This window comes from Micrococcales bacterium (assembly GCA_016703125.1).
Taxonomy (GTDB): Bacteria; Actinomycetota; Actinomycetes; order S36-B12; family UBA10799; genus JADKAV01.
This window is the reverse complement of the sequence record JADJCR010000007.1, coordinates 87,417-114,170: the sequence shown is the minus strand read 5'-3', so window position 1 is coordinate 114,170 and position 26,754 is coordinate 87,417. Positions and strand designations below refer to the sequence as shown.

At 69.8% G+C, this 26,754-nt stretch carries 26 protein-coding genes and 2 pseudogenes; 14 read left to right on the top strand and 14 right to left on the bottom strand.

Translation table 11 applies throughout. The features are described from left to right. The first annotated feature begins 49 nt into the window (after window positions 1–49). Window positions 50–844, top strand: a complete 795-nt coding sequence (locus tag IPG68_12325) for a hypothetical protein (protein ID MBK6763996.1) — start codon at window positions 50–52, stop codon at window positions 842–844. 4 nt (window positions 845–848) lie between these two features. Then, window positions 849–1,676 (top strand): hypothetical protein, encoded by an 828-nt coding sequence (locus tag IPG68_12320; GenBank protein MBK6763995.1) that lies wholly within the window; start codon window positions 849–851, stop codon window positions 1,674–1,676. 566 nt (window positions 1,677–2,242) lie between these two features. On the opposite strand, the gene IPG68_12315 is transcribed toward IPG68_12320, so the two are convergent. Further along, window positions 2,243–3,190: a DUF808 domain-containing protein gene (locus tag IPG68_12315; GenBank protein MBK6763994.1), complete on the bottom strand. Its 948-nt coding sequence runs from the start codon at window positions 3,188–3,190 to the stop codon at window positions 2,243–2,245. A 118-nt stretch (window positions 3,191–3,308) separates the two neighbouring features. After that, the gene (locus tag IPG68_12310) at window positions 3,309–3,632 is read right to left on the bottom strand and encodes a hypothetical protein (protein MBK6763993.1); all 324 of its coding nucleotides are present in this window, start codon (window positions 3,630–3,632) and stop codon (window positions 3,309–3,311) included. Window positions 3,633–3,752: 120 nt separating this feature from the next. On the opposite strand from IPG68_12310, the gene IPG68_12305 reads away from it, so the two are divergent. Beyond that, window positions 3,753–5,015 (top strand): helix-turn-helix transcriptional regulator, encoded by a 1,263-nt coding sequence (locus IPG68_12305; protein ID MBK6763992.1) that lies wholly within the window; start codon window positions 3,753–3,755, stop codon window positions 5,013–5,015. 256 nt (window positions 5,016–5,271) lie between these two features. Here IPG68_12305 and IPG68_12300 read toward each other — a convergent pair. The 3 genes and pseudogenes from IPG68_12300 to IPG68_12290 form a co-directional block, all read right to left on the bottom strand. Beyond that, window positions 5,272–5,574: pseudogene (locus IPG68_12300) on the bottom strand (DUF1905 domain-containing protein). 22 nt (window positions 5,575–5,596) lie between these two features. Beyond that, window positions 5,597–5,827, bottom strand: coding sequence for a hypothetical protein (locus IPG68_12295; GenBank protein MBK6763991.1), 231 nt, complete (start codon window positions 5,825–5,827; stop codon window positions 5,597–5,599). A 797-nt stretch (window positions 5,828–6,624) separates the two neighbouring features. Continuing rightward, window positions 6,625–7,821, bottom strand: a complete 1,197-nt coding sequence (locus IPG68_12290; GenBank protein ID MBK6763990.1) for an Lsr2 family protein — start codon at window positions 7,819–7,821, stop codon at window positions 6,625–6,627. On the opposite strand from IPG68_12290, the gene IPG68_12285 reads away from it, so the two are divergent. Together IPG68_12285 and IPG68_12280 are read left to right on the top strand one after the other, a co-directional pair. Further along, window positions 7,769–8,053: a helix-turn-helix transcriptional regulator gene (locus tag IPG68_12285; protein MBK6763989.1), complete on the top strand. Its 285-nt coding sequence runs from the start codon at window positions 7,769–7,771 to the stop codon at window positions 8,051–8,053. The genes IPG68_12290 and IPG68_12285 overlap by 53 nt on opposite strands. Further along, window positions 8,050–8,583 carry a hypothetical protein gene (locus IPG68_12280; protein ID MBK6763988.1) on the top strand — a complete coding sequence of 178 codons (534 nt, stop codon included), beginning with the start codon at window positions 8,050–8,052 and terminating at the stop codon, window positions 8,581–8,583. Before IPG68_12285 ends, IPG68_12280 begins: the two co-directional genes overlap by 4 nt. Window positions 8,584–8,786: 203 nt before the next feature. Here the strand turns inward: IPG68_12280 and IPG68_12275 are convergent, their stop codons facing one another. From IPG68_12275 to IPG68_12265, 3 genes are all read right to left on the bottom strand, one after another. Then, window positions 8,787–9,170, bottom strand: coding sequence for a hypothetical protein (locus IPG68_12275; protein ID MBK6763987.1), 384 nt, complete (start codon window positions 9,168–9,170; stop codon window positions 8,787–8,789). Continuing rightward, window positions 9,164–9,391, bottom strand: a complete 228-nt coding sequence (locus tag IPG68_12270; GenBank protein ID MBK6763986.1) for a hypothetical protein — start codon at window positions 9,389–9,391, stop codon at window positions 9,164–9,166. Before IPG68_12270 ends, IPG68_12275 begins: the two co-directional genes overlap by 7 nt. Window positions 9,392–9,549: 158 nt before the next feature. After that, a complete protein-coding gene (locus tag IPG68_12265) occupies window positions 9,550–10,704 on the bottom strand; it encodes a zinc-ribbon domain-containing protein (protein MBK6763985.1) in 1,155 nt (384 codons plus the stop codon). 85 nt (window positions 10,705–10,789) lie between these two features. Between IPG68_12265 and IPG68_12260 the strand changes: the two genes are divergently transcribed. Next, the gene (locus IPG68_12260; protein MBK6763984.1) at window positions 10,790–13,249 is read left to right on the top strand and encodes a DUF3516 domain-containing protein; all 2,460 of its coding nucleotides are present in this window, start codon (window positions 10,790–10,792) and stop codon (window positions 13,247–13,249) included. A gap of 115 nt (window positions 13,250–13,364) precedes the next feature. Continuing rightward, window positions 13,365–13,748, top strand: coding sequence for a VOC family protein (locus tag IPG68_12255; protein ID MBK6763983.1), 384 nt, complete (start codon window positions 13,365–13,367; stop codon window positions 13,746–13,748). A 4-nt stretch (window positions 13,749–13,752) separates the two neighbouring features. On the opposite strand, the gene IPG68_12250 is transcribed toward IPG68_12255, so the two are convergent. Continuing rightward, the gene (locus IPG68_12250) at window positions 13,753–15,138 is read right to left on the bottom strand and encodes a hypothetical protein (GenBank protein MBK6763982.1); all 1,386 of its coding nucleotides are present in this window, start codon (window positions 15,136–15,138) and stop codon (window positions 13,753–13,755) included. 61 nt (window positions 15,139–15,199) lie between these two features. Here IPG68_12250 and IPG68_12245 point away from each other — a divergent pair, with 61 nt between their 5' ends. The 4 genes from IPG68_12245 (at window position 15,200) to IPG68_12230 (ending at window position 18,662) form a co-directional block, all read left to right on the top strand. Next, a complete protein-coding gene (locus IPG68_12245; protein ID MBK6763981.1) occupies window positions 15,200–15,853 on the top strand; it encodes a hypothetical protein in 654 nt (217 codons plus the stop codon). Continuing rightward, window positions 15,853–16,479: a transglutaminase family protein gene (locus IPG68_12240; GenBank protein ID MBK6763980.1), complete on the top strand. Its 627-nt coding sequence runs from the start codon at window positions 15,853–15,855 to the stop codon at window positions 16,477–16,479. Before IPG68_12245 ends, IPG68_12240 begins: the two co-directional genes overlap by 1 nt. A gap of 84 nt (window positions 16,480–16,563) precedes the next feature. Then, entirely contained in the window at window positions 16,564–17,358 is a 795-nt protein-coding gene (locus IPG68_12235) for an SDR family oxidoreductase (protein MBK6763979.1), read from the top strand. Window positions 17,359–17,399: 41 nt separating this feature from the next. Continuing rightward, a complete protein-coding gene (locus IPG68_12230) occupies window positions 17,400–18,662 on the top strand; it encodes a hypothetical protein (GenBank protein MBK6763978.1) in 1,263 nt (420 codons plus the stop codon). An 8-nt stretch (window positions 18,663–18,670) separates the two neighbouring features. Here IPG68_12230 and IPG68_12225 read toward each other — a convergent pair whose 3' ends face one another. The 3 genes from IPG68_12225 to IPG68_12215 form a co-directional block, all read right to left on the bottom strand. Then, window positions 18,671–19,414, bottom strand: coding sequence for a hypothetical protein (locus tag IPG68_12225; GenBank protein ID MBK6763977.1), 744 nt, complete (start codon window positions 19,412–19,414; stop codon window positions 18,671–18,673). A gap of 155 nt (window positions 19,415–19,569) precedes the next feature. Beyond that, window positions 19,570–19,950, bottom strand: coding sequence for a hypothetical protein (locus tag IPG68_12220; GenBank protein ID MBK6763976.1), 381 nt, complete (start codon window positions 19,948–19,950; stop codon window positions 19,570–19,572). Between the two features lie 92 nt (window positions 19,951–20,042). Continuing rightward, window positions 20,043–20,300 carry a hypothetical protein gene (locus IPG68_12215; GenBank protein MBK6763975.1) on the bottom strand — a complete coding sequence of 86 codons (258 nt, stop codon included), beginning with the start codon at window positions 20,298–20,300 and terminating at the stop codon, window positions 20,043–20,045. A gap of 173 nt (window positions 20,301–20,473) precedes the next feature. On the opposite strand from IPG68_12215, the pseudogene IPG68_12210 reads away from it, so the two are divergent. Next, window positions 20,474–20,920: pseudogene (locus IPG68_12210) on the top strand (SRPBCC family protein). 950 nt (window positions 20,921–21,870) lie between these two features. Here the strand turns inward: IPG68_12210 and IPG68_12205 are convergent. Both IPG68_12205 and IPG68_12200 read right to left on the bottom strand, forming a co-directional pair. Continuing rightward, complete coding sequence (locus IPG68_12205; GenBank protein ID MBK6763974.1) at window positions 21,871–23,208, bottom strand: lamin tail domain-containing protein; 1,338 nt, start codon at window positions 23,206–23,208, stop codon at window positions 21,871–21,873. A 42-nt stretch (window positions 23,209–23,250) separates the two neighbouring features. Continuing rightward, window positions 23,251–23,865 (bottom strand): hypothetical protein, encoded by a 615-nt coding sequence (locus IPG68_12200; GenBank protein ID MBK6763973.1) that lies wholly within the window; start codon window positions 23,863–23,865, stop codon window positions 23,251–23,253. A 125-nt stretch (window positions 23,866–23,990) separates the two neighbouring features. On the opposite strand from IPG68_12200, the gene IPG68_12195 reads away from it, so the two are divergent. Together IPG68_12195 and IPG68_12190 are read left to right on the top strand one after the other, a co-directional pair. Next, window positions 23,991–24,620, top strand: a complete 630-nt coding sequence (locus IPG68_12195; protein MBK6763972.1) for a fibronectin type III domain-containing protein — start codon at window positions 23,991–23,993, stop codon at window positions 24,618–24,620. A gap of 88 nt (window positions 24,621–24,708) precedes the next feature. Then, window positions 24,709–26,682, top strand: a complete 1,974-nt coding sequence (locus tag IPG68_12190; GenBank protein MBK6763971.1) for an alpha/beta-hydrolase family protein — start codon at window positions 24,709–24,711, stop codon at window positions 26,680–26,682. The last annotated feature ends 72 nt before the right edge of the window (window positions 26,683–26,754 follow it).

Below are 26,754 nucleotides of genomic sequence, written 5' to 3'. Positions count from 1 at the left end.
CATCGACGACTCCGTCACCTGGCGCAAGTCGGCGAAGGTGCGCAAGGGAGTGGCACGCCTGGCGGTTCCGACCTCGACGACGCGGGGCCTGTCATTCGAACTCGATGCAGGCAAGTACGACGGGGGCGGATCGGTACCGATGGTCGCCCTGCACTACGCCGACAACCCAGTGGGCTCCAGAGTCGGGTGGTTCGCTTCCGCGCAGGGCAAGCGGGCGTCGTACTGCTGGGCGGGGACGGACAAGCCGCGGGCGACAGTGCGGGTGCGCACGCAGCGTTCCGTGAACCGGACCATTCCACCGGCTGCGCCCGGGCGGTACGTGATCCGCGCCTGGGCGAGCCCCACGCAGCCGACGTTGCGCGACGACCTGAACATGGACCGCACGAACAAGGGCGGCCTGGGCATCCAGCAGGGACCGTACTGCTTCGACTCCGGGCTGACCGCCGCCGTGGCCGTCGCCAGTCGCGTGCCCAACGGTGCGTCGGTGTGGATCAAGCCCGCCGGCGGTACGTACCAGATGCTGCGCCTGTGGCGCTCCGGGGCGAAACTGCGCCTCTACCGCGATGAGGGGAGTTACCCGGGCGATGGGACGTACTGCTCGTGGGGGACGTTGCGCGGCAAGAAGTTCGTGGGCAAGGAGCAGCGCCTGGCACCCGACCCCGTCGCGGCCCGGTACACGATCCGCAAGAAGGGCGGCAAGCTCAAGGTGCTCGGATTGACCGGATCGGTGTCTGAGGACCGCCTCCCGTGGCGGCGCGGCAGCGTGCAGAAGTACTTCAAGTTAGTGCCCGACGCGGTCGGCAACACCGGCCAGTGGTGCCGCACCTTCAAGCCGGTGGGGTGAGGCGATGCGACGGTTGATGATCGTTCTGTTGGCCTTCGCGCTCGCTGGCATCGTGGCCCCCGCTGCGACTGCCAGCAGCACCCGGGTCGACTACTGGTTGGATCGCGACCCCGGCGTGTGGACCGGCGGCATGGTGGTCATCCGACGAGGCGGGAAGTACTGGGCCCACGGTCGGTTCTTCGAAGGACGCGTCTGTCTGTCCGGCCGTCGCGACGGCGACCGCGTGCGAATGAAAGGCGTGTTTCGGCTGTACTCCGACGAGAAGGTCGCCGTGACGTGGCGCATCCGGCACGGGATGCCACGGGTCAAGTACGCACTCGGAACCGTCGATGATTGGCGCCGGGTCAGTAGGTCGGACTTCATCACCGGGACCACAACGGGCGACCGGCTCGTTGAGACGGCCCGAGTGACCACGCCGGCGCGGTGGCGGGCGGTCTGCCCTTGGGCAGCGACCGTGCGCGAGGGGACTGCCGCGGCCTCGGCGGTGACTGTGCTGGACGACGTGAATTCCGGGAAGTTCGTCACGAGGCCGTCTCACATCGGCTACACCTCCGACACAGTGCTGGGACGCCTCACGTGGGGAAAGAACGAGGGACACCTGACGTGGCGGGTGTGGAACCGGCATAAGGCGAAGGGCCTGGGCACCCTCTGGGCGTACTGCGGAGTCGAATGTTGGTCGTCGCGAAAGGCCCGTGTCACCTTGAGCCGGCCAAGGAACGGCCACTTCACCAGCATGACGATTCGCGCCCGGTACAACGGCGCTATGCGCTCCACCCACTTACGGATGTCGGTCGGCGGCGACCTCGAGTGGTACTGGGGGTCCATGCCCTGAGGAATACCGGCAGGTGCGCGGCGCCCGGCGCCGAGCTGGCCGCCTTGCCGCGGGCGGCGAAGTCCGGTAGCGAGGTGCAACCCAGTTGCACGTGATTACCCAACTATCGACTCACGGCACGCGAGGAAGCCAACTCCACGCCACCCGGCCACGCAGCAGCAGGGCCATCTCCGTGACGTCATCGCACTCCCCAGCAACGACGGCCAGCACCCGTACGTAGGCCAGCTCGTTGGGGCAACGTCAACCCGTTGGCCGTTGACGCCCAGTAACGCGATCGTCGCTGCCACAAGCGAGTCTCTTGTTGCCGTCCACAAGTGCGTGAGCATTGGCGATCGACTGCAACAAGGCAGCGGCCCCTGGCACGCACGATCGGGATAGACCTCGGACCGAAGGCCGTGGCCTGAGTGACGAGCCACTGAAGCCTCCAGCAGGCCGGGCGCGTGGAGGCAGGCGCGGACTGGCACCGATCCCGCCATGCGCAGGTGGCCGTCCCCGTTTCGCCGCAACACGTACGCCTCGGTTGCGGTCGTTGGCGACCCCCGCATGACAACGGTCGGGCAAGGACTCTAGGCCGCCGTGACCTCGGCATCACCATGTCCGCCGCCGCGGAAGTGAGCGAAGAGGTGCATCACCGCCACGATGATCGCGCCGACGAGCAGGCCGAGCAGTGCGGAGAATACGGTGTTCACCAGCCAGCCGGCAGCGCCGTGGTGAACGTCAGCCTCGAGCCCGTGTACGAAGTCGTAGAACACATGCACGCCGAGTTCGTCGAGGCCGCCGAGCAGGATGTGGCCGCCGACCCACAGCATCGCCGCCAGGCCCAGGTTGGCGAGCACGGCGAGCACGATCGGCATCGCCCGCAATAGCCCGCGGCCGAACGCCGCCGCGCCGCCGCGTCGCCCACGGGCGAGCTTGAGGCCGACGTCGTCCATCTTCACGATCAGTGCGACCACGCCGTACACGCCCGCGGTGATCGCGAACGCGACGATGATCAGGATCATGGCCCGGGCAAGCAGGCTCTCGTCGGCGACCTCGTTGAGCGCGATCACCATGATCTCGGCGGACAGGATCAGGTCGGTGCGCACCGCGCTGCGCACGAGCTGGTCCTCAGCTTCCTGGCCCTGCAGCACGACCGGCTCCTCCACGCCATGCTCATGGGGGCGCGCCATCTCCCACAGTTTCTCCGCGCCCTCGAAGCACAGGTAGGCACCGCCGACCATCAGGATCGGCGTCAGCAGCCCCGGGAGCAGTTCACTGAGTAGCAGCGCGACGGGCAGGATGATCAGCAGTTTGTTGCGCAGCGAGCCGACCGCGATCCGCTTGATCATCGGCAACTCGCGCTCGGGTGCGATGCCGGTCACGTAACGCGGGGTCACCGCGGTGTCGTCGACGATCACACCTGCGGCCTTCGCGCTCGCCTTGCCCGCGCCGGCGGCCACGTCGTCGATCGAGGCTGCGGCCGCGCGCGCAAGCGTGGCGATGTCGTCGAGCAGCGCAGCGAGGCCGCCACTCATCGGATGCAGCCGGTCGGGGTGCGCGCGTTCACATGTTGCACGGTACCGGGAAGCAGCTGAGGCAGCCTCAGGCCAGCTGACGAATGTCAGCTGCCGGTAGCGTTCCAGGACGCATTCGTCAAGACATACTCCCCCGCACCGCCGCGATCAACTCGCGCACGTGTTGCACCGAGCCATTTCCGTCGATGGCAGTCCGGCACTCCTGCTCGACGAAGCTCACGTCGACGCCGCGCAGGGCCGCCTCGCGCTTGAGGTCGGCGAGTTCGATCTCGGCCTGCACCGCCTCGTGCACCGCTTCCCGCGACTCTCGCTGACGCTGCAGGTTGCGCTTGCGGTTCGCCCTTTCGACGAGGTGCGACGCTCCCGCCGCTCCCCCGGCGACCAGGGCGCCGGCCATCATGACGAGTCCGACGATGCTTGCGTCTTCCCGGGCCTTGCTCATCCCTCTACTCCGTTCCTCAGGTGGTGGGTCATGACTGCCCCCCATTCGCTGGAACTTAGCGGAGAACTGTCTGCAATGCTAAGTCAAGGCTTCCAACGCTTAGTTGGATAGGGTGAGAGCATGTCTGACAGCACCGAGGCCCAGCGACTGGGGCAGGCGATCCGCAACCGGCGTCGCGAGCTGAATCTGACGCAGGAGAAGCTAGCCGCCGAGGTCGGCTACGGGCAGGGCGGCGGGGTCACCGTGTCGCGAATCGAGCATGGTGTCATCTCCCCGCCGCTGAGCCGGTTGAGCCGCATCGCCGAGGCGCTGCAGACCACGCCCGAGGAACTCTATGCAGACGCCGGGCTGGGGGCGTCGCGCTCCTCGCGACTGCGCAGCGTGGCCAAGCGCGTCGCCGTCGGCCCGCAGGCGGAGGAGAACGCCGCGCTGGAGGAGGAGATCCTCAAGGAAGCCGAACTCCTCGACGAACTCACCGGAGAGGCGACCAAGGAACTGGTGGCCGCGCACGATCGGGTGCGCGACGAGTTCCTCCTCCCCTTCATCGCCGCCACGGCCCGGATCCCCGACATCCGTGAGCACCTGACCACGGATCCACAGGAGCCCGAACACCCCACCGAACAGCAACGGCTCGAGCTCCAGCACGCGCGGCTCAAGAGGGAGTTGGTGCGCTCGGCCGGGCTGACCGCCGCGGGAGCAGGGGCGGGTGCGGCAGCGGGTGGAGTGGCCGCCTACGGCGCGTTGACGGCGACCGCTGCGTGGGCCACCGCATCGACCGGCACGGCCATCTCGGCATTGAGTGGGGCGGCGGCCAGCAGCGCGACGCTGGCCGCACTCGGCGGCGGTTCCCTGGCCTCCGGTGGCTTGGGCGTGGCAGGAGGTGCGGCGCTCCTTTCGGGGCTGATCGCGGTGCCGGCGCTCGGGGTCATGGGCGTCGTCGCCTACCGCCAACGCAAACGTCTCAACGAGCGCGAGCGGGACGGCAACGCGGAACTGCGCGCGATCCAGAACACCCAAGCCACGTTCGGCAACGACCTCCAGCAGTTCGCAACCTGGGCCGGCCGGGCCGCCGCGATCTTCGAGAAGATCCGGTCGTCGGGTCTCAAGCCCCTAGTGCGCCTCGAGGTGCGCATCGAGGATGAGGATCCCAGCGCGCCCCTGCCGCTGGATCGCTTCGACGAGAAGGAGCAGGACGTCATCGCGCAACTGCTCGACCTCGCAAGTCTGCAGCTGGGAGTCAGCAGCCTGCCGATGGCCAGTATTCTCAGCGATCGCGAGCTGTCCACGGAGAACCGGAAAGCGATCGCAGAGTGGAACGAGCTCGTGCTCAGTGATGCGGAAGGGCGACTGGGCCTCGCCTCCCCGCTTCAGACGCGCGTGTAGACGGCGGACTGCTGCCCCGGCCGGGCAACAGCTGCGCTGCACCTTGCGCAAGTGGACACGACAGTCCGCGCACTGCGTACGGGCCACACCGTCTCGAGGCTCCGTGTTGCTCGCGCCCGATCCGGTCCCCCTGCGTCACACGAGCGCGAAGGCCGGGACCCTGCGGGTGGTGGGACTCACCGGGCTGAAGTCCGACGACCGGCTGCGGTGGCGCCGCGGCACAGTTGCGAAGTTCCACCGGCTGGTGCCGGCGGCCTCAGATCACCTCCAGCGTGACCGCCGCCTCGTCCCCCGGGCCGATCCCGTTGGCCTCCCGCACCGCGCGCTTGAGCGGAAGCACGAAGCAGCCGGCGCCGCCATCGGGGAAGACGGACGTGGTCCACACCGTGGCACCGATCCGCGCTTGCACCTTGACCGAGCCGAACCCCGCCCGCGGCCCGCGCGCGTCGGCGGCGTCCTAGATGTCCCCACTGACGTCCGGCGGGACCGTCACGAAGACCCACGTGTCCGACCGCCGCGCATCCCAGACCCACAGTTCCGCGGTGAACGTCCACTCCATGCGCTCAGGGTGGCAGAGGACCTCACGTGTTGTTGCGCACCCCACCGGGCGGGAACGTGCGGTTCGGCATCTGCGGCTGCGTGCCCGGCACCGTGGCGTCGGCGTCGAACCCGACCCCGCCGTACTCACGCACCAGCCCGAAGTACGTTTCGGCACCGGCTTCGTCCAGCGCGGCCATCCCCTGCAGCGGGATCAGGGCGACGATCGAGGCCAGGCTCTGCCCGTGCGTGCAGGTGCGCAGGTAGGCCGCCATGCGCTTCGGTGAAGTCCACGTACTGCTCCACGTACTGCTTGTCGAGCGCGTCGAAGATGGTGATTCCCGTGTAAGCCGCGTCGTGGATGTTGCACGCATTGCGCAGGCGCACCTCGGTGCGGTCCGAACCCGTCCCGTACTCGCGCACGTCACCGAAGTAGTTCTGCAACCACTCAGCCGTCGGTCCGTAGCCGTCGGTGCCGCAGCCGTTGATCTTGACCCGCGTGATCGGCAGCGGGACGCCCCCGTGGTGGGGCCGTGGGCCGCCCGGGCCCGTCGGCGCCCCGGCCCAGAGCGGCCGGGCTTACAAAACCTTTTTTTCCCCCCCCCCCCCCCCCCCCCCCCCCCCCCGCCCCCCCCCCCCCCCCCCCCCCCCCCCCCCCCGGTGCCCCCCGCCCCGCCCCCGCCCCCGGCGGGGGGGCCGGGGGTTGCTTCCGGCGTTGTGTTCTCGGTTGGCGCCCCCCGGCCCCGGGGCCCCGGGCCCCCGCGGGCCCCCCGTCGGGGGGGCGGGCGGGCGCGGCCGCCCCCCCCGCACCCCCCCCGCCCCCGCGACGGGGAGCCCCCGCCCGCCTGACGTGACCTCCCGCCGGCAGGGACCACCCCGTCGTACAGGCCCCCGGTGGGCCTGCGCGGACAGCACCAGGGGCCCGCCTGCGGCGCCTGCCGGACAGCGGCGTGGACGCCCACCGACGGCAGACGTGGCGAACAGGACCGCGCCAGCCCGCCGGGCGGCCTGCGCACCCCTTCCCCCCGCTCTTCGTCGTACGCTCGCGGGCGGCGGTTGATCCGGGCTGCGCTCAGTGCTCGGCCCGGTACGCCTCCCACACCTCGGGGCGCAGGCGGCCGCGGTCCGACACCGCGATCCCTTGCGCCATCGCCCACGCCCGCACGACCGCCACGGTCGGCTCGGCGGGCGGCAGCGGGCCGGCGACCGGCAGTTCCACCGCGTCGCCGGCGGCCTCGAGTTGCATCTGGGCCAGGCCGGCGGCCAGGAACCGGTAGGTCCACTCCTCGGCCAGTGTGCGGGTCTCGGCGAAGACGATGGGCACCGACGGGTTGCGCACCTGCGCCTCAGCTAGCGCATCGGCCACCACCGAGGGCCGCACGTGCTCGAGTTTGAAAACCGCCGAGTACCGGTCCTCCACGACCACCGCCGCGCGGGGCATCGCCGCGAGGTCCGCCATCGCGAACCGCAGCCTCCCGTCGAGCAGGCTGCCGGACAGGTCGGCCAGCGACTTGCGTTCCACCGACACCACGATCCGGCCGTCGAGTTCCACGGCGTAGTCCCCGGCGGGCAGGCCGCGGCGCTCGGTGCGCACCTGCCCGCGCCCCGACTGCCGGGCGAAGGTGTAGGGGTAACGCTCGTGGCTGTCGATCAGCACGAGCAGACCCGTGATGCCCTGCGCGCGTCCGGCCGGCAACGGCACGGCAGGGCGCGCCTGCCTGGTGGTGCGCGGCGACTGCCAGAAGATCGCCTCCCGCCCGCCGCGGATGCGGGTGATCACGAACTGCGAACGGTTCTCCCGGCCCCGGTCCAGCACCAGGTCGATCGCCGGCCCGCGCCGCACGCACGAGCGCACCGGCACCCGTTCGACGACCTCGGGATCCGCCGGCCATTCCGGCGCGCGGTGGCAGTACACCTTCGCGGTGCGCGGCCAGGTGTCGCGGACCTTCAGCACGATCCCGTGCTCGCCGACCGGGATGCGCACCAGGTACGGCAGGCTCGAATCGGGGTCGGGGTTGCGCGCGATCACGAAGTCCTCGGGCACGCTGCGAGTGTGGCACGCCCCAGCGTTACCCGGGAGCGATCCCGTCGTTCGGGAGCGATACAACCGGTCCTTTTCGCTCCCGGCTGTCCGGATCTCTCCCGGGTACAGTTGCGCCCTGCTGTAGCGTTTTCGATACACTTCTGGTATGGCGACTTCGACTCTTATCCGCGAGTTGCGCAACACCCGCGGATATTCACAGGCTGAGCTGGCTCGCAGATCGGGCATCCCGCGGACCGCGGTCAACGCCTACGAACGGGGGCACCGAACCCCCACTGCGGCCACCCTGGCGCGCATCGCGGAGGCGTGCGACTGCACACTCGCCATCCAGAAACGGCCGCGGATCGACGACCGCGCGGCCGCCCGGGCGCTGGAGCAGGTGCTGGACCTCACCGAACTGCTGCCCACCCGGCGCCGCGGCGCGCTCACGCTGCGACCCCTGCCTCCCGCTCGATCATGAGCATCCTTGCCGAGCGACTGCTGGTCATCGATGCCGCATTCGAGGCGGCTGGCGTCCCGCATGCCTTCGGCGGCGCCATCGCGCTGGCCTATTGCACCGGAGAACCGCGCGGCACGATCGATCTGGACATCAACGTCTTCGTTCCGCACGGTGCACCCGACGATGTGATCACGGCGTTGCCCGATGCCGCGACGTTCACCGCCAAGAACCGCACCGAGGTACTGGGAGTTGGACAGACACGCGCCTGGTGGGACGACACCCCGCTCGACTTGTTCTTCGCCAACCACCCGTTCCACGACACAGTCAGGGCCCGAGTCAGGCGCGTGCCTTTCGCAGACACCACCATCCCGGTGCTCGACTGCACTTCCCTGGCGGTCTTCAAGGCCTTCTTCAACCGGACGAAGGATTGGGCGGATCTGGAGGCCATGTCCGCGGCCGGCCAGCTCGACGTCGATGCCGTGGGCGGATTCCTGGCGCAGTTGCTCGGCAAGGAGGACCCGCGGTTGGCCCGTCTACATGCGTTGGGATGAGTTCCATCCGGGAGAGTTCCCGTCGTTCGGGAGCGATACAACCGGTCCTTTTCGCTCCCGGCTGTCCGGATCTCTCCCGGGTACAGCTGGGCCCTACAGCCCCACCACCTCCAGCGGGGCAGGGTTCGGCGACGTGCCGGACGGCGCGCCGGTGCCGAGTTGCCCGTCACTGTTGAAGCCCCAACACAGCGCCCGGCCCTCGGTCAGCGCGTGACCTTCACCTTCGTCGTCGCCTTCGCCGCACCCTGATAGAGCCGACGCAGCTGATACGCGCCGGCCTTCAGCTTCTTGGGCAGTTTCCACTTCAGGGTGTTGGTACCGGCCTTGGCGTTGAGCTGCTTGGTCAGCGTCTTCTTGCCCTTGAGCTGCACCTGCAATGCGACCGCGTTGGTCACCCCATACTGGACCTTCAGCTTCTTGCCGGCTTTGGCGGTGTGCGCACCCGGCGCCCAGACGGCGGCGAGCGTCGCGGTCCCGTTCTGCCCGGGAGGACCGGCCGGGCCTACGGGGCCTACGGGGCCTACAGGTCCGGCCGGTGGTGCCACGACCCGGACGGCATTACTCGTCGCCGACAGGTCGTTCAGCATCCCCGGCAGGCGATCGATGCGCCGATATACCTGACTGCGGTTCCCGTGGCGTTCCCGAACCCGCCGTCGATGGCCCCGCACGGGTAGCCGATGTTTCCCAGCGATGCCTGGATGCGCCGCACGGCGTCCTTGTCGGGCTCACCGGCCAGCACCCTGTGCCCGGAGGTCACGCATTTCTGCAGTGTCGAGGATCCCGCGAATCGTTGCGCCACCAGTACCATGGCCGGTCCCTTCGAGAGGAGTCCGAGTCTGCCACCGGGTCACCAGGGGCGCCATCGTCCGAAGGCACACGGCCGCGGGGACGTTCGTCGGTGACCGACGTTGCGACGACCTCGTGGGTGCTAGCACCAGGGTCGAGGCCGTCCGGCCCGCCACACCCTCACAGGTCCGGGCGGTCCGGCAGTTCGACCCCCTTGGCGCCCCGCTCGGCCTTGGCCATCGCGGCCTGCCACGCGTCGTAGGCCTGCCCGTAGCGCGCGGTGATCCGGTCGGACTCGGTCTGGAACTGCTCCCACTGCGCGTCGAACTCGAAGTAACACTGCCCGTAGATGCACTCGGCATCCTCCAGCGCGGCGACCGCTGAGTTGATCGCATCCGCGCCGTCGCCGATGACCGTGACGATGCGGGAGTGCACCCCGCGCATGTCAGTGGGTGGCCGCAGCGCGGCCATCTGGTTGGAGGTCTCCCGGCGGTCGGTGGCGGCCTGGGTGAAGTAGTCGATGACCTCGTACATGTAGAGGTCGCGGTCGTACATCGTGTCGACGTAGGCACCGGTGTCGTTGCGCAGCGCGGTGTACCGGTCGATCAACGACTCCATCTGCGCGTGGTAGGTCCGCACGTCCTGGCGTTCGGACTTCGCCTCGGCCCTGACCTTCTTCACCTGCTTGCGGTACTTGGCCATCGCCTTGTCCACGCGCCGGGTGAGGTCGTCGAGAGTCCGCACGGCGTCCTCCCCCTCAGCACCGGCGAGTTCGGTCGGCCCGCCGTAGGTGGTGAGGGTGTCGAGGCTGCTCACCAGTTGCATGCGGTTGTCCGTCCACACATCCGTGTTCGTCTCCTCGTAGACCGTGAGCGCAACGAGGGCCGCGAAAGCGTCACGCAGCGTAGCCAGCCGGTCCACGCCAGAGGCCTCCGGATCTTCGGACAGCGTGGCGTCGATGGCGGTCAGTTGCGACTGCGCCCCGCCGGCGACCTCCTGGACCATCTCCGTGGACTGCACCGCGGACATGTCGTCCAGCGACGACATGAGCACCGGGCTCGACGCGTTGTACTGGTCCTTCGCCGCGCTGTTCTGCGTCAGGCCCCACCACGCGGCGCCGCCCAGGATGAGGCCGATGGCTGCAACACCGCCGATGACCAGCACGCGGCGCTTGCGGTGTGGCGGGGGCGCGGGCTCGAGGACCTCCGTCTCCTCCGGCTCCTCGACGACCTCGATGACCTCGACGACCTCGATGTGGTGGCCGCACTCGGGGCAGAACTTGTCGGTGGGGTGAAGCGGCTGACCGCATTCGCTGCAGACGGTGTCGTCCTCCATGGTGGACCTCCCCGTACGGACGCTCTTCCAGGGTAGGTCGGCGCGGCGCGGGATGGCCGGGTGACGGCATGGCAACCTCGAGTGTGTGATCGACCTGACCGGTGAGCCCGAGGAAGTGCTGGAGCGCTTCGCGGTGTGGGCTGCGGACACGGGCCGCCCGCTGTATCCGGCCCAGGAGGAGGCGCTGCTCGAACTCGCGGCACGCTCGCACGTGGTGCTGGCCACGCCCACCGGGTCCGGCAAGAGCCTGGTGGCCCTCGGCGGGATGGTGCTGGCCATGGCCGACGGCCGGCGTTCGTACTACACCGCGCCGATCAAGGCCCTGGTCTCCGAGAAGTTCTTCGACCTGTGCGATGTACTGGGCCCGCAGCACGTGGGCATGCTCACCGGTGACGCCGCGGTCAACCCGGACGCCCCGGTGATCTGCGCGACGGCGGAGGTGCTCGCGAACCAGGCGCTGCGCACCGGACGGGCGGCCGACGTCGGCTTCGTGTGCATGGACGAGTTCCACTACTACGGCGACCGCGACCGCGGGTGGGCCTGGCAGGTACCGCTGATCGAACTCACCGACGCCCAGTTCCTGCTGATGTCGGCGACTCTGGGCGACATGACGCGGATCCGGGAGGATCTCGCCGAGCGGACCGGCCGGCCCGCAGCACTCGTGGCCGGTGGCGACCGTCCGGTGCCCCTCGAGTTTGACTACGCGATGACCCCGATCCACCAGACCATCGAGGTGCTGCTCAACCACGATCGCGCGCCGGTCTACATAGTCCACCCCACACAGGCCTCGGCGGTGGAACGGGCGAACGCGCTGATGAGCCTCAACGTGTGCAGCCGCGAGGAGAAGCGGGCGATCGCCGACGAACTGGCCGGGTTCCGGTTCACCGCCGGTTTCGGCAAGTCGCTGAGCCGGCTGGTCCGGCACGGCATCGGCGTGCACCACGCCGGCATGCTGCCGCGCTACCGGCGCATGGTCGAGCGCCTGACGCGCCACGGCCTGCTCAAGGTGGTCTGCGGCACCGACACCCTCGGGGTCGGTATCGACGTGCCGATCCGCACTGTGCTCATCACGTCGCTGGTGAAGTTCGACGGCCGGCGCATGCGCGTGCTGCGGGCCCGGGAGTTCCACCAGATCGCCGGGCGCGCGGGGCGGCCGGGCTTCGACACCCGCGGTTACGTCGTCGTGCAGGCCCCGGAGCACGAGATCGAGAACGAACGGCTGCTGGCCCGCGCCGGCGACGATCCCAAGAAGCGCCGGCGGGTGGTCCGCAAGAAGGCCCCGGAGGGTGTCCCCACCTGGAACCGGTCGACGTTCGACCGGCTCGTGGTCGCGGAGCCGGAACCGCTGGAGTCCCGCTTCGACGTCACCCACGCCATGGTGTTCAACGTGGCCCACCGGGAGGACGATCCGCAGGGCGCGCTGCTGCAGTTGCTCACGGACAACCATGAGGATGCCACGGCGAAAGAAGTCATGGCCGAACGCGCCGAGGCGATCACCGCATCGCTGGTGGCCGCCGGGGTGGTGACCGAGGATCTGCGGGTGACCGACGAAGTGTCCGATGACTTCGCGCTCAACCAGCCGCTGTCCACCTTCGCGCTGGCCGCGATGGAACTGCTGGACCGCGAGTCGGAGACCTACGCCGTCGACGTGCTCTCCGTCCTCGAGGCGACGCTGGAGGATCCGCGACAGGTGCTTTACGCCCAGCAGTCCCGCGCCCGCGGCGAGGCGGTGGCGGCGATGAAGGCGGAGGGGATCGAGTACGACGAGCGGGTGGAACTCGTCGAGGAGGTCACCTGGCCGCGCCCACTGGCCGACCTGCTGGACGGCGCGTACGACATCTACGCGCAGGGGCATCCCTGGGTCACCGAGTACGAGCTCAAGCCCAAGTCCGTGGCCCGCGAGATGTACGAGATGGCCATGACGTTCGCCGAGTACATCAGCGCCTACAAACTCGCCGCTTCCGAAGGCCTGCTCCTGCGGTACCTGGCCGACGCCTACAAGGCGCTGCAGCGCACCGTGCCGGAAGCCGCGCGCACCGAAGAACTCGACGACCTCACCGCGTGGCTCGGGGAACTTGTGCGCCAAGTCGACTCGAGCCTGCTCGACGAGTGGGAGCGGATGATCGACCCGCAGGCCCCGGTGAAGGCCGACGTCGTGGACACCGGCCCGCCACCGGTCACCGCGAACGTGCGGGCTTTCCGGGTCCTGGTGCGCAACGCCATGTTCCGCCGGGTGGAACTCGCCTCGCTCGGGCGCTGGGATGACCTCGGCGACCTGGACGGCGCTGCGGGCTGGGATGCGGCGCGCTGGCAGGCCGCGATGGAGGACTACTTCAGCGAGCACGAGTCTGTGGGCACCGGTTCCGCGGCGCGTGGCCCGCAGTTCCTGCAGATCGAGCAACTGCCGGGCAAGTGGGTCGTGCAGCAGGTGTTCGAGGACCCCGACGACGACCGCGACTGGCGCATCGAGGCCGAGGTGGATCTGGCGGCCAGCGACGAGCAGGGGGAAGCGGTGGTGCGGGTGGTCGACGTGGGGAGTTTCTGACGTTCGGGCGCACCGTGCCGGGATTGTCCGTTCGGACCCTGTCCTTGCGGCGCCTTCCGTGCCTACGGTCGTAAGCGCGCCGGGCCGACCGGCCCGGTTAGCGTCGGAGGTTCCGATGTTGTCCGACCACACCCCCACACCGACTCTGCCGACGGCCGACCCGGAGCGCTCGCGGGCGTTCTACGAGGGGGTGCTCGGCTTCACGCCAGGCGAAGACGCCGTCGGCGGGCTGTTCTACCCGTCGGGTGACAGCAGTTTCTTCGTCTACCCGTCCGCCTACGCCGGCACGAACAAGGCCACCGCGTTGTCCTTCGAACTGCCCGCCGACGCGTTCGACGAAGTAGTCGCCAGTCTGCGGGCGGCCGGGGTCTCGTTCGACACGTTCGAGGCAGAGGAACTGACCTGGAACGACGGCGTCGCGGAGATGGATGACATGCGCAGCGTGTGGTTCAGCGACCCCGACGGGAACATTCTCAACGTGGAGACCCGCACGGGCTGACGCCTCACGTGTTGTTCCGGACCCCTCCGGTTGGGGAGGTCCGGTTCGGCATCTGCTCCTGCGTGCCCGGCACCGTCGCGTCGGCGTCGAAACCGACCGCGCCGTACGCGCGGACCATGTCGTAGTACGTGTTGGCGCCCGCGTCCTCGAGTGCGGCCAGCCCCTTGATGGGGATCAGTCCGACGAAGGTCGTCAGCCCGACGCCGTGGGTGCATGTGCGCAGGTACGGCGCCATGCGCTTCGGCGTGCTCAGTTCCCGGCCGCACAGCGCCCGGATGTCGGTGCGGAACTTGGCGTCGATCTCCAGCCGGCTCCACTGCCGGAAGTCCACGTAGCGCTTGTCGAGAGAGTCGTAGATCGTGATGCCCGCGTAGGCGGCGTCGTGGATGTTGCACGCGTTGCGGATCGCGACCTGCGTGCGGTCTTCCCCGAAGCCGTATTCACGCACATCACCGAAGTAGTTCTGCAGCCACTCGGCCGCCTCGCCGTAGCCGGCGGTGCCGCAGCCGTTGACGTTCGCGCGCGAGATCGGCACCGCGATGGACAACCACTTGCACTTGATCGGGCTGAGGTTGCCCGCCTTGTCCTTGGCCTGGCCGCACCAGTAGAAGGGACCCGGACCCTTGGGGGTCTTCGTGAGCGTCAGCGAATAGCGGCCGTTCTTCACGAAGCCCTTCGTGGTGGCCGAACGCACGGCGGTGCCCCCGGAGTACAGGCGCATCCCGCCCATGACCTTGCCGGAGTTGTCATTGATGGTGAACGTGAGCTTCAGCGGGAAGCGCACGGCGTTGGAGTGCGCCTTCGGCTTGCCGTCCACGTAGATGCTCGAGCGCTTCTCCAACGAGATCGTCGGCGGCTCAGTGTCCGACGACGTGACGACCACGGCCAGGGACAGGCTGACCCGCGGCCCGCCACACACGCCGTAGTCGTTGCAGTTGCGCGACGATGCCGACGCCGAGATGTAGCCAATCACGTCGCCGATCTTGTCCTCCTCGGTCGCCTTCGGCGCACGTGCGGACAGCGAGTAGGGCAGCGTGTAGGTCCCCTCGCCGACCCGCTCCGAGAAGGACGCGCCGTCGGTGCCGCTCAGCGAAGCGCCCTGCGACAGGTTCGTGACATAACCCTTGCCGATGCTGAAGGACGCCGATCCGGTGAACGTCACGGTGGCGCCGGGCCGGACTACGCCGTCGTAGGAACCGGCCAGTTCGGCCGGCGGCGCCGAGGCTCCGGACATCGACCAGGTGAGCGTGTGCCCGCCGGCCTCCTGTGTGCCGGACAACGGCGTGCTGGACAGGGTGGCACCCGGGTCGCTGAAGGCCGCGGGAGTACCACCGAGAACGAGGACCACGGCCACCGGAACGGCCAGCCGGAGGGTCGATGAACGAACCATTTCCCCACCCCTTCCCCCACTTGCCAGGGTACTCCCGCGGGTCGCGCTTAGGGTGTCTCCCATGGGTGCGCTCAGGCTCGCAACCGCGGCGGGACTGGCCGGCTACGCCGTGCTGTACCGCCTGGGCCAGATGTCCGGCTCGACACTCGAGGAGCGCCGCCGGAGCCTGTCCGGCGACGACCTGATCGACGGCGCCACGTTCATCACCAACCACGCCGCCACGCTGGACGCGCCGCCGGAGCAGGTGTGGCCGTGGCTCACGCAGGTCGGCTGGCACAGCGGCGGGTGGTACACGCCGCGGTGGGTGGACCGGCTACTGTTCCCCGATAACTGGGCGAGCGCGACGACCCTCGACCCGCAGTTCGTGCGCGACCTGCAGCCCGGTGACATCGTCCCCGACGGCCCACCGGGGACCGCGCAGTTCGTCGTGGAGCGTGCCGATGCGCCGCGGGTGCTGGTGCTGCAGTCGACGACCCACCTGCCACCGGGCTGGGCGCAGAAGTATGGCGCTGCACTGGACTGGGTGTGGACGTTCGCGCTCGACCCGGCCGACGGCGGCCGGACGCGGATGCTGATCCGCAACCGGGGCTGGGTGCGGCCGTGGTGGCTGGGGCTGGGCTACCGCCTGGGGATCACCCCGGCCGACCACATCATGGCAACCGGGATGTTGCGGGGGCTGCAGGCGCGGGTCGGGCCGGGCGTAACCTCGAGGTGATGGAACCACTCGTCGACAGCGGCCACCCCGACGTGGTGGCGTTCGCGCAGCGCGCCGAGGGTGACACCGACCGCGAGGTGGCCGTCGCCCTGTTCTACGCGGTGCGCGACGGCTTCCGCTACGACCCCTACCGGATCGACCTGACCCCGGCCGGGATGCGTGCGAGCACCGTGCTGCAGCGCGGCTTCGGCTGGTGCGTGCCGAAGGCCACCCTGCTGGCCGCCGCCTGTCGCGCCCGCGGGATCCCGGCCCGGCTCGGGTTCGCCGACGTGCGCAACCACCTGTCCACCGCCCGGATGCGGGAGGCGATGGGCACCGACGTGTTCCTCTGGCACGGGTTCACCGAGATCCGCCTCGACGGGCAGTGGCTCAAGGCGACGCCGGCGTTCAACATCGAGCTGTGCGACAAGTTCGGGCTGCTGCCGCTGGAGTTCGACGGCCGCACCGACTCGATCTACCACCCGTTCGACAAGGCCGGGCACCGGCACATGGAGTACGTGCGGCAGCGCGGGAGTTTCGATGATGTGCCGCTGGACCGGATCCTCGCCGACTTCGCCGCGGCCTACCCGGGCTGGCGCGAGGAGGGCGACTTCCTCACCGATGTGGCGACGGAGACGAGCCGATGATGTTGGGTAATGAGGTGCAACCCAGTTGTTCGTGGTACCCAACATTGAAACCCGGGGCGACGCTGCGATGAGGCTCGCGCAACCATGACGCCGGGCGTCTGCCTGGTCACCGGGGCCTCATCGGGCATCGGGCGCGCCTGCGCCGACCGGCTGGTGGCGGCGGGCTGGACCGTCGTGGGGGCCAGCCGGCGCCCACCCACGGGTGTGGCGTGGACGCCGTTGACCATGGACGTCGATGCCGGGGTGAGCGAGCGGATCGCCCAGTTGCGGGATCAGCACGGCCGCCTCGACGCGCTCGTGACCGCCGCCGGGTTCGGGCTGTCCGGACCGGTCGAGACGACGCCGCTGGAGCAGGCGCGGGCACAGATGGAGACGAACTTCTGGGGCACCGTCCGCGTCGTGCGCGCCGCACTGCCCCACATGCGCGAGCAGGGCGGCGGGCGGGTGGTGCTCGTCGGCTCGCTGGCAGGCGTGATCGGGTTGCCGTTCCAGGCGTACTACTCAGCCAGCAAATACGCGCTGGAGGGGTTCGGCGAGGCGCTGGCCTACGAGGTCGCGCCGTTCGGGATCGCGGTCACGCTGGTGGAGCCCGGCAACGCGGCCACGGGGTTCACGGACAACCGCCGGCGCAGCGACCCGGACCCGGACAACCCCTATGCGGCGGCCAACGACAAGGCGGTCACGACGATGGAACGCGACGAACGTGCCGGGGTGCCCGCAGAGCGAGTGGCCGCGACGGTGGTCAAGGCGCTCACCGCCCGCAGGCCCCCGCGACGGGTGACGGTCGGAACCGCGGACGAACGCCTCGGGGCGTTCGCGAAACGCCTCTTGCCGCACCGGGTTTTCGAGCGGCTGGCCCGCGGACCGCTGGGACTCTAGAGCCGCCGAACAGGCGTACCCTGGAAGCAGGGGTGGTTGTCGTGCGCACGCTCACGAAAGTCCTCATCGCAGTACTCGGCCTGCTCGCGGGGATGCTGGCCATGGTGGTTCCGGCTCAGGGGGCGGACAGTGTCGTCAGTGGAACGGTGAGCAGCGGCAACGGTCCGGTGTCCAGCGGACGGGTGGAGTTCTACGCCACCTGTCAGGACTACTACGACGACGATTCGGCCGCCTCCGACGACTTCAGTCTCGCCACCTACTCCGTGACGGTTCCCGACGGTCCGTACCTTGTACTCATCTACCCGGACGACCAGCCGGACGCCGTGATGTCGTGGCACAACGCCAAGCCCGGGTGCGCGCAGGCCGACGTGGTGAACGTCACCGGCAACCCCATTGTGAACCTCAGGGCAGCGACCGGCTCACACGTGAGCGGCACCGTCCAGGCGCCGAACGGCACGGTGAGCCGCGGTGCGCTGGCCTTCTACACCACGTGCGACGAGTACTACGCGCGGCCCGCGTGGCCGGGCATCTTCACCGGGGGTGCCTACTCCTACTACCTGCCCGACGGCACCTACCGCGTGCTGTTCTACCCCGAGCAGAGCGAGTACCCGGAGAGTTTCGCCACCAAGTCCTGGCACTCCGCCAAACCGTCCTGCAGCGAGGCGGTCACGGTCACCGTCGAGGGCGACACGCCCGTCAACATCAGTGTGGCGGCCGGCAAGATGGTGAGCGGCACCGTCAGCACCACGACAGGTCCGGTGGTCGGCGGCGATGTGTTCTTCTACGCCAGTTGCCAAGACTTCGCGCGGGGCGACTACCCGGGATACAGCGCGATCACCAACGGCACGTATGCGGCCACGATGCCTCCCGGCACCTACCGGGTGCGCATCAAGCCCACCTCGACCGGCGCCCTGGAGTCGTGGCACAGCGCCAAGGCGACCTGCGAAACCGCTGACACCGTCACCATCACCACCGACGGCACCGTCGACCTCATTGCGCAATCCACGGTGAGCCCCACCGCGACGCCGACGCCGACGCCGACGACCAGCCCCACCACGGCGGCTGGGAAGCAGACCGTGAAGAAGCCGCCGGCGCGGCTGAAGAAGGGCAAGAAGGTCAAGCTCGCGAAGAAGACCACGCAAGGCACGCGGGTCACATGGAAGAGCCGCAGCAAGGCGGTGTGCTCGGTGTCGTCGTCGACGCTGAAGGCGAAGAAGAAGGGCACCTGCAAGGTGCGCGCCAAGGCACCTGCCGTGCCCGGCTACCTGGCGTACTCGCGGGTGTTCAAGGTCCGCATCACGTGAGGACAGGCCTACTTGGCCTTCACCGTCTTGAACACGTCGGTGCACCAACCGCAACCGGCGAGTTGTGCTCGTACCTTCGTCCCCTTCGAGATCCGCTTGGACATCGTGGCGGAGAAGCGACCGAACTGGTCGATGGACAGGGTGTCGATTGTGCGCCAGCGACCCTTGACCCGAACCTCGACAAGAACGGATCCGTCAGCCCCCAGCCTACCCTTGGACACTGTCGATGCTGTGACCTTGCCACGCACCGTCGGCGGCTTGACATACCTGGTACCGGCACGAACCTTGAGGCGCACGAACTTCGAACGGTTCTGCACGACGCTGACCGTTGACCGGCCGGACAGTTGCACCGACCCGACCTCCACGAGGTTCTCGTCCTCGACGGTGAGCGTGCTGGTGGCGGTGAAGTCCCCGCCGGTGGGATCGAAGTCGTCGTCGATGCACAACGCGCCCCTCAGAGTCGCCGCATCGGGATCTTCGTACATGGGGGTGACCACGTCGGTCAGCGGGGAGTTGCTGCCCGCCTGGCGCAACTCCAACTCGACGTAGAGGTCGTAGTCGACAGGCCGCTGGTAGTCGACGCTCCATCCGACCCGGGCACAGCCCGGTCCATCGAAACGGGCCACGTCATCAACGGCGTACGAGACGCTGACGCCGCCCAGGGCACCCGATCCGCCTCCGGCCTGAGCCGGCGCTGCGATCAGGGCTGCGACCGTGACGCCGACTGCAGCAGCCGGCCAGCGTGGGTCCACTCCTGCCTCCTCCCGTCGTCCACAGGCTACGCCTCGCGGGGCACACGCCCGCTTGGGCCAGCCGCGTTAGAGGTCGTTCACCGCGTGAGAGGAACCACATGTGCGTTCTCCGACGCCGTGCACAACCTCCAACGCGGGGTAATCCCCGCCTCGCCTCACTGCGACGAAGCCCGACTGAGCCGCGTGCGGACCGCCTGCTCGAAGGCGTCGACCGCCCCGCCGAGGCTCTCCAGTTCATCGGGGGCGAGCAGGACGCTAAGGCCGGCGTCGGTGCGCTGCAGGACCACCGGCGAACCGCTGCGAGTCACGGCGCCGGCCACCTCGTCGGACATCTCGTTGAGGTGCACCAATCGGAACGGGACCCCCAGCCGGACCACCATGGCGTCCCACGCGGGCCTCCGGCGCACCGGGGAGTGGGTGATGTCGCACAGTGCGCAGTGCGCCGTGCCCAGCAACTTCCCGATCACGTACTTCGCCTCGCCGGCAAGCCCGCCGTCGGCGTGGTACACCCCGATCAGTTCGGTGATCGCCTGCATCGCGTGCTCCTCTCGCGGGACCGATTCTTCCAGCGATGCCGGATTCCGCACGCGCACCAGGTGAACCGCAGCCAACCGCCCGTCCTCGATCGTCAGCCGGTACAGCGCACCGCACGCACGTTTCCGACGAGGCTGGGCTGCAGCACCGCGAGATGGATGACCCCGCCCATCTCGCGTTCCACCAGCCAGGTGCCAAGCGTCTGTCCGGCCTCGTAGGAATCGGGGTCGAGGCAGGCGCGGGTGCGGCGGGAGCGGTCGTCCAGCCACGCGAAATCCTGGCCGTGGATGTCGGCCACGAACTGCCGGGAGGGGATGTCCGCCTCATCGCGGCGGCCGATCTCTGCGAGCATGCACACCCGGGTGGAACGTGACCTCGGCGATCGCGGTGCTCACGTCCATTGCGCAGTACCAGCGGCCACCGCCGCTGCAGTTCCGGCGCGGTGAGTTCGCCGGGTGGTGGCGTCGTTGAGGTCCGGCCAGCCACGCAGCAGTGCGAGGATGGAACGCGCGAGAGGAGCCACCCATGCCCGGACCCATCGAGGTCAGCCAGGAGGTCGCCGCCCCGGCCGTCGCCGTCTGGAGCCTGATCACCGACATCGAGCACAGTCCCGAGGTCATCTCGGGCATCCAGTCGGTCGAGCGCCTCGACGACGGCGACAGCTTCGCGGTGGGGACCCGGTGGCGTGAGACCCGGACCATGTTCGGCAGGTCGGCCAGCGAGGAGATGACCATCACCGCGGTCGATCCGGGCCGGTCTTACACCGCAGAGGCTCAGCACGGCCAGGTCCACTACACCTCGATCCTGCGGGTGGCGCCGACCGGGGACGACAGCTGCGTGCTGTCGATGCACTTCGATGCCGAGGCCGGCGGCTTTCTCAACAAGACCCTCGGCGCAGTGGTCGGGAGGCTGATGGTGGGCAGCACCCGCAAACTGATGCAGCAGGACCTCGCCGACATCGCCGCGGCCGCCGAGCAGCTGAGCCCGCTCAGGACTGCGCGAACTCCAGGATGTCCCGGGCCAGCCGCGAACTCATCGCCGCGCGGATGTGACCCATGCCCTGGTACTGGATCGCCTGGCAGCCGGGGGATCGCATCGACGGTGCGGGTGACCTCCTCCGGAGGGAAGAAGAGATCCTCCTCCGCGCTGATCACCAGCACCGGCACCGTGATCCGCGGCAGCGCCTCGCGGGCGTCGAACAGCACCTCCGCGTCAGACTCCACCTTCAAGTCCCCCGGTGGCACCTTCTCGTCCTTGAACGCCTGCCCCAGCAACGGCCCGAGCACGCGGCGGCGACGCCAGTGCTGCGGTTCGGGGTAGATGTACTCGGCCATCGCCTCCCCGGCCCCCCGCCACTGCCCTGCCACTCGCGCTTGTGCCCACCGGCGGTCCACGTCGTACCCCCACTCGCTGACCCGGGCCGCTGCCAGCGCGAGCACCACCCGGCCGACGCGCTGCGGGTGGTCCGCGGCGAGGAACTGCGCGATCATCCCGCCGTACGACACGCCCACGACCACGTCAACCCGACCGCCGAAGTTGTCCTCGATGAGGCCGGCGTGGTCATCGGCCATCTGCTGCACGGTGTAGCCGGAGGGCATGTTGCGGCGCCGCGTCACCTGCCAGACGCTGAAGCCCGCCTCCAGCAGCGGACGGAACTGGGAACCGGCCACGGCTCCGAAGGTCCCCCGGGGAACGTCACTGCCCGGACCGCCCGGGATCCACAGGACCGACTTCGGCCCGGTCCCCCAGCGCGCGTAGTCCATGCCGTTGGGGAAGGTACCCGTCTCGACCAGCGGGAGGCGGCTGCGCAACCGGGCGACGGCCAGCCCCGCCAGCGCCGCCGTCCCGATGCCGACCACCGTCGTGCGCTTCTTCATGACTCCAAGTGTCCACCTCGGGAGGGATTCACCCAGGGAGCGGGATCAGTACCCCGCCAGGCACTTCATCTTGCCCCAAGCCTTGCAGTCCAGCGGGGCACCGTCGAAGGAGCGCAGCAGGATCCGGTCGCCGCTGTTGGCCAGCGCCGCGCGACCCAGACCGAGGTGGCGCTCGGCGGCGGTGGACTGGCCGGTCCCGAGGCGGATGGTCAAGCGCTGCCCGGGAGCCAGCGCGTCGTGCGGCCCGAACTCGTAGCCGAAGCCGCCCGCGCGCAGTTCATAGCCGAACAGCGACAGCGCCACGGCACCGGTGTTCTTCATCGTGATGCTCTCGCTGTTGGGCTTGCGGCGCTCGTCACCGGGCGGGTCGTAGTTGACTCTGGCGATGCGCAGGGCACCGCGGGCCGGGTCGGCGCAACCATCCAGGCACGGGTAGACCTTGGAGGCGCGCACGTTGCCGCGCGGGTCGAGCAGGTACGCACCGTCACCGATGAACCCGAACTTGGTGCGGGTGCCGCGGGCGGTGGTGAAGTTCGCCCAGACCGGCGCCCGGCGCCCCCAGTACACCGAGGACGCGGTGTTCTGCCCCGACCCCGAACGGATCGTCAGCACACCGCCGGGGTCGACAGCGGTCCCCGCCGGCAACCGCAGCCACTCGAGACTGCCATCGCGCATGATCCAGCGGGAGAGATCCACGCGGTTCGTGCCGTCGTTGACGATCGCCACGTACTCGTCGTTGATGTTCTGCGCGTCGTCACCAACGGGATCGGGCTGGATCACCAGACGCAGGTTCGCCTCCGGGCCCTGGCCGCAGAACTGCGGGTCCCACATGTTGACACCGCGGGCACGGGCGGCGTCGAAGAGGTTGCGGTACTGGAGGTTGTGCACGGGCTCGAACTTCTTCGGCATCCATTGACCGAGGCCCGCCGACAGCATCAGCGCGGAGGCGTCGACCCAGCTCCCGTCACCCTGCTGCACGTAGACGGTGCGCAGGCGGCGGTTGCGGATCGAAGAGCGGGAGTCGCCGGCGGAGGCCAGCACGACGGGCTTCCCCTCGATCGCGTCACGCAGGTACTCGTGCGCGCTCGGCCCTTCACAACCGGAGGCGCCGGGGGACTTCTCCGGGGCCTGCACGCCGAGCAACCGGATGGACTGGTAGGAGTCGGTGAGGCGGTTGCGGGAATGGGAGAAGCGGATGGTGTCGCCGTCGACGACCATCGCCGCGAACCCGCGGTCGCGGATCGTCTCACCCTGCGCGAGCGGCGGATCGTCGGCCATCGCGACCTGCGGGGCGGTCAGCAGGGAACCGCCCGCGACGCACGCAGCCAGCACCCACCGCAGCACCGGGGTCCGGGCCTCGCGGCGTACACGTGCAACGGTCACACCTTCTGCTTCGGCACCTCGCCTGCCGGTCTTTCGCGGCATTCACCCAGATGCCAGGACCACATCCCGCAGCAGGATCAGCAGCGGGACGGCCGCGGTGGTGATCTGCTCGGCGGCCGTCCCGTGCCATTCGGAACCCAGCACATGGGGGTCCGGCACGTCGTCGGGGTGCATGGGCGCGGCGCGGCGCCGTCGTCGGCCGGTGGGTGGTTCCGGGGGCGGTGCGGGGGCGTAACCGCGGGCGGCGTCCAGTTCCGGCACCAGCCAGGCCGCGCGGCCCCCCGCCGGCATCGGCGCAACGTGCCGAAGGGGATCGTCGGGCTCGAAGCGGCTCTCCCAGCCCTCGGGGGCCGCCGCCCGCTCACGCGCCGCAGCGGGCATGCGCGCGTCCAGCAGCCACTGCGCCAACCGGCCCGCCTGGCGCATGGTGAACGTCCGCGTGCGGGCTCCGGGATCCAGCGCCACGACACCGGCCTGGTGCTCGCGGCCGGCGGTGAGCACCAGGTCGGCCCACTGCACCAGTTCCGCGGTCAGCGGCTGTGAGGTGTGCTCCGACCCCGCCAGCAGGGGGGCGAGGGTGCAGCCGGGTGCTCCCGCCACCGCCGCGGTTCCGGCCGACCGGACCTCGACGCCCGGGATGGCGGCTGCCTGCAGCACGGCCGCAGCCGACGGGGAGCGGCAGATATTGGCGGTGCACGTAGAGGACCCTCACCCTGGCATTGTGCCGGGGCTGGGCGGGACGCCGGCTAAGGAGGACAATGGGGACAGGTGCGGGGAGGGTCATGTTCGCCAGAAGAGTTGTCGCAGTCGTGGGTGCCGTACTGATCGCATCGGGGACCATGGCCGCGCCGGGGACGGCCACAGTCCCGAAAGGACGCCCACTGACCATCAGGGTCGTGGGGACCCAGGGGCTGAAGCCCGCGATCCGGGTGCGCGGGCCGAACGGGTTCACGCGCGTGGTGCGCGTGGATGCTGCACGCGTTCTGCGCAAGCTCAAGCCCGGCAGGTACACGCTGACTGCCGCCAAGGTCGGCGACCTGGCACCTGCGGACGCGGTCAAGAAGGTCCGGGTACGGAAGAACCGGGCCGCCTCCGTGGCCTTCCGGTACCGGGGGCCGGACACCACCGCACCGGGCCCGGTCACCGACCTGCACCTCGTGTCGCGCACCGCCACCTCGATCCGGCTGAGGTGGACGAACCCCCCGGACGGCACCTTCCTGCAGGTCGAGGTGACCCGCCGCGGCGGCACTGATACCGAGACCGGAACGATCGTGCTCGACCAGGACGGCACCGGGATGACCGAGGACGGGCTGAGCCCAGACACCGAGTACACCTACACCGTCGCGGCCGAGGACGAGGCCGGCAACTTCGGGCCGCGCGTCTCCATCACTGTGCGAACGCTGCCTGCATAGGGCGATCGGGCGTCACCTGGCGGCCCGGTCCGCTGACTCCCCCTCTTCGGGGGATGATCCCCGGCCCAGCGCTGGCAGACTGTGCCGGGTGACTGACGCGACAGACGACCTCGACCTCTCCGCACAAGCCGGCATCCTGCTCGGCGCCTTCATGACCGGGCGGTCGTTCGAACCCAACCTGCTGTCGCGCGCGACCCGCGACCAGGCGATCCTGTCCGGGGTCGCCGGGGCCACCGGCTACGGCTGGGGCACCTCCGCGCACTCCTTCCTGCGCGCGCTCGCCCGCCGCTTCGGGCCGGGGTCGGGGGCCGGTATGGCAGTCGACGCCACGGCGGTGGCCGTAGGTGCCGCGGTACTCAAGGCCCTGCCGGCCCACGAGCACGAACCGCCCCGGCGGGCCCTGCTGCGCCTGGCCACCACCGGCTACGCCGCCGCGGGTGCCGCCGGACTGGTGACAGCGGTGACCCGCTACGTGCCCGGCGACCGCTCACTGGTGACCACCGGGACCGCGGCTCTGACCGCCGGCGCGGGGTACGCCACCATCCGCAACTCCGTCGTCGGGTCGGCGGACGGCGGTGACGGCCGGGTCCACGAGGACGTGACCCGGTCGGTGTCTGCGCCCGCTGCCGTCGCCGCGGCCGGCGTGACCACGGCCCTGCTGATCGCCGCCGGCCACGGGGAGGCCAAGCTCAGCGCCGGGTGGGCCCGGCTGGCAGCCCGCATCCTGGGCGGGGATCCCGCCGACCACCGCACCGCGGGGCGTCTCGCCTCCTTCAGCACCCTGGCCGCGGCCGGCTGGGGTGCGGTGACCTTGGTCAACCGGAAACTTGCCGTGGGCGGCAACGCCGCGGACGACTCCAACGCCGCCGCACCGGACCTGCCCGAGGTGACCGGTGGGCCAGGATCGGTGATCGGGTGGGACAAGCAGACCCGCGAGTCCTCCCGCTGGTTGCGCGAGGTGCTGCGCCCCGAGCAGATCTCCGCGGTCATGGGTGAGCCGGCCAAGCAGCCGATCCGCGTCTACGCGTCGCTGCAGAGCGCGGGTAGCGAGCAGGAGCGTGCGGACCTGCTGCTCGCGGAGATCGACCGGACCGGCGCCCTGGACCGTTCGGTGTTCGCCCTGTTCTCCCCCACCGGCTCCGGCTACGTGAACTACGTGGCCACGGAGACCCTCGAATACTTCACGCGCGGGGACTGCGCGTCGGCCTGCATCCAGTACTCCGTGCTGCCCTCGGCCCTGTCGCTCAACCGCGTCCACATGGGTACCCGGCAGACCCGGTTGGTGATGAACGGGCTCATCCAACGGCTGCTTGCCCGGCCCGCCGACGCGCGGCCGAAGTTCGTGCTGTTCGGCGAGAGCCTGGGCTCGCAGGTCAGTCAGGAGATGTTCCGCGGGCAGGGCATCACCGGCCCGGCCGGGATCAGCCTGGACGCCGCGGTGTGGATCGGCACCCCGAACGCGACGAAGTGGCGCGACGAGCTGTGGGGCGACCGTAGTGTCGCGCAGGCGCCGGACGTGGGTCCGGGGGCGGCGTTCCTGCCGCGTGCGATCCGCGACTGGCGGGGGCTGTCCGCCGAGCAGCGCGCCGGCGTGCGCTACCTGTTGCTCAACAACGGCGACGACCCGATCCCCAAGTTCGGCCCGACCCTGTTGTGGCGTCAGCCTGACTGGCTCGGCCCGGACGCCCAGCGCCCGCCCGGCGCGCCGCGCGGCACCAGTTGGCAGCCCGTGGTCACGTTCTTCGCCACGTTCCTGGACATGCAGAACGCGTTGTCGCCCACGCCCGGGGTCTTCGACGAGGGCGGCCACGACTACCGCCGGGAGACCCCTCAGGCGGTGCGGCAGGTCTTCGGCCTCGAGGCCAGCGATGAGCAGATGGCCCGGATTCAGGCCAGCCTGCGCGACCGGGAACTGCACTTCGAGGTGCAGCGGGACTGGGCGGCTGCGCAAGCGGCGCCCGAGGACAAGCGCGCCGAGAGCGAGGCCAAGGTCGAGAAGCGGGTCGCGGGCTGGGTGGGTCATGACGTGACCCCGGAGGACGTGGACAAGCTGGCTGAGTGATTGGCGTCGCCCGCCCCGCGACCGTAGGGTCGCACCCGTGGCCGATCTCCTGCTGGGACGCACCCCGACACC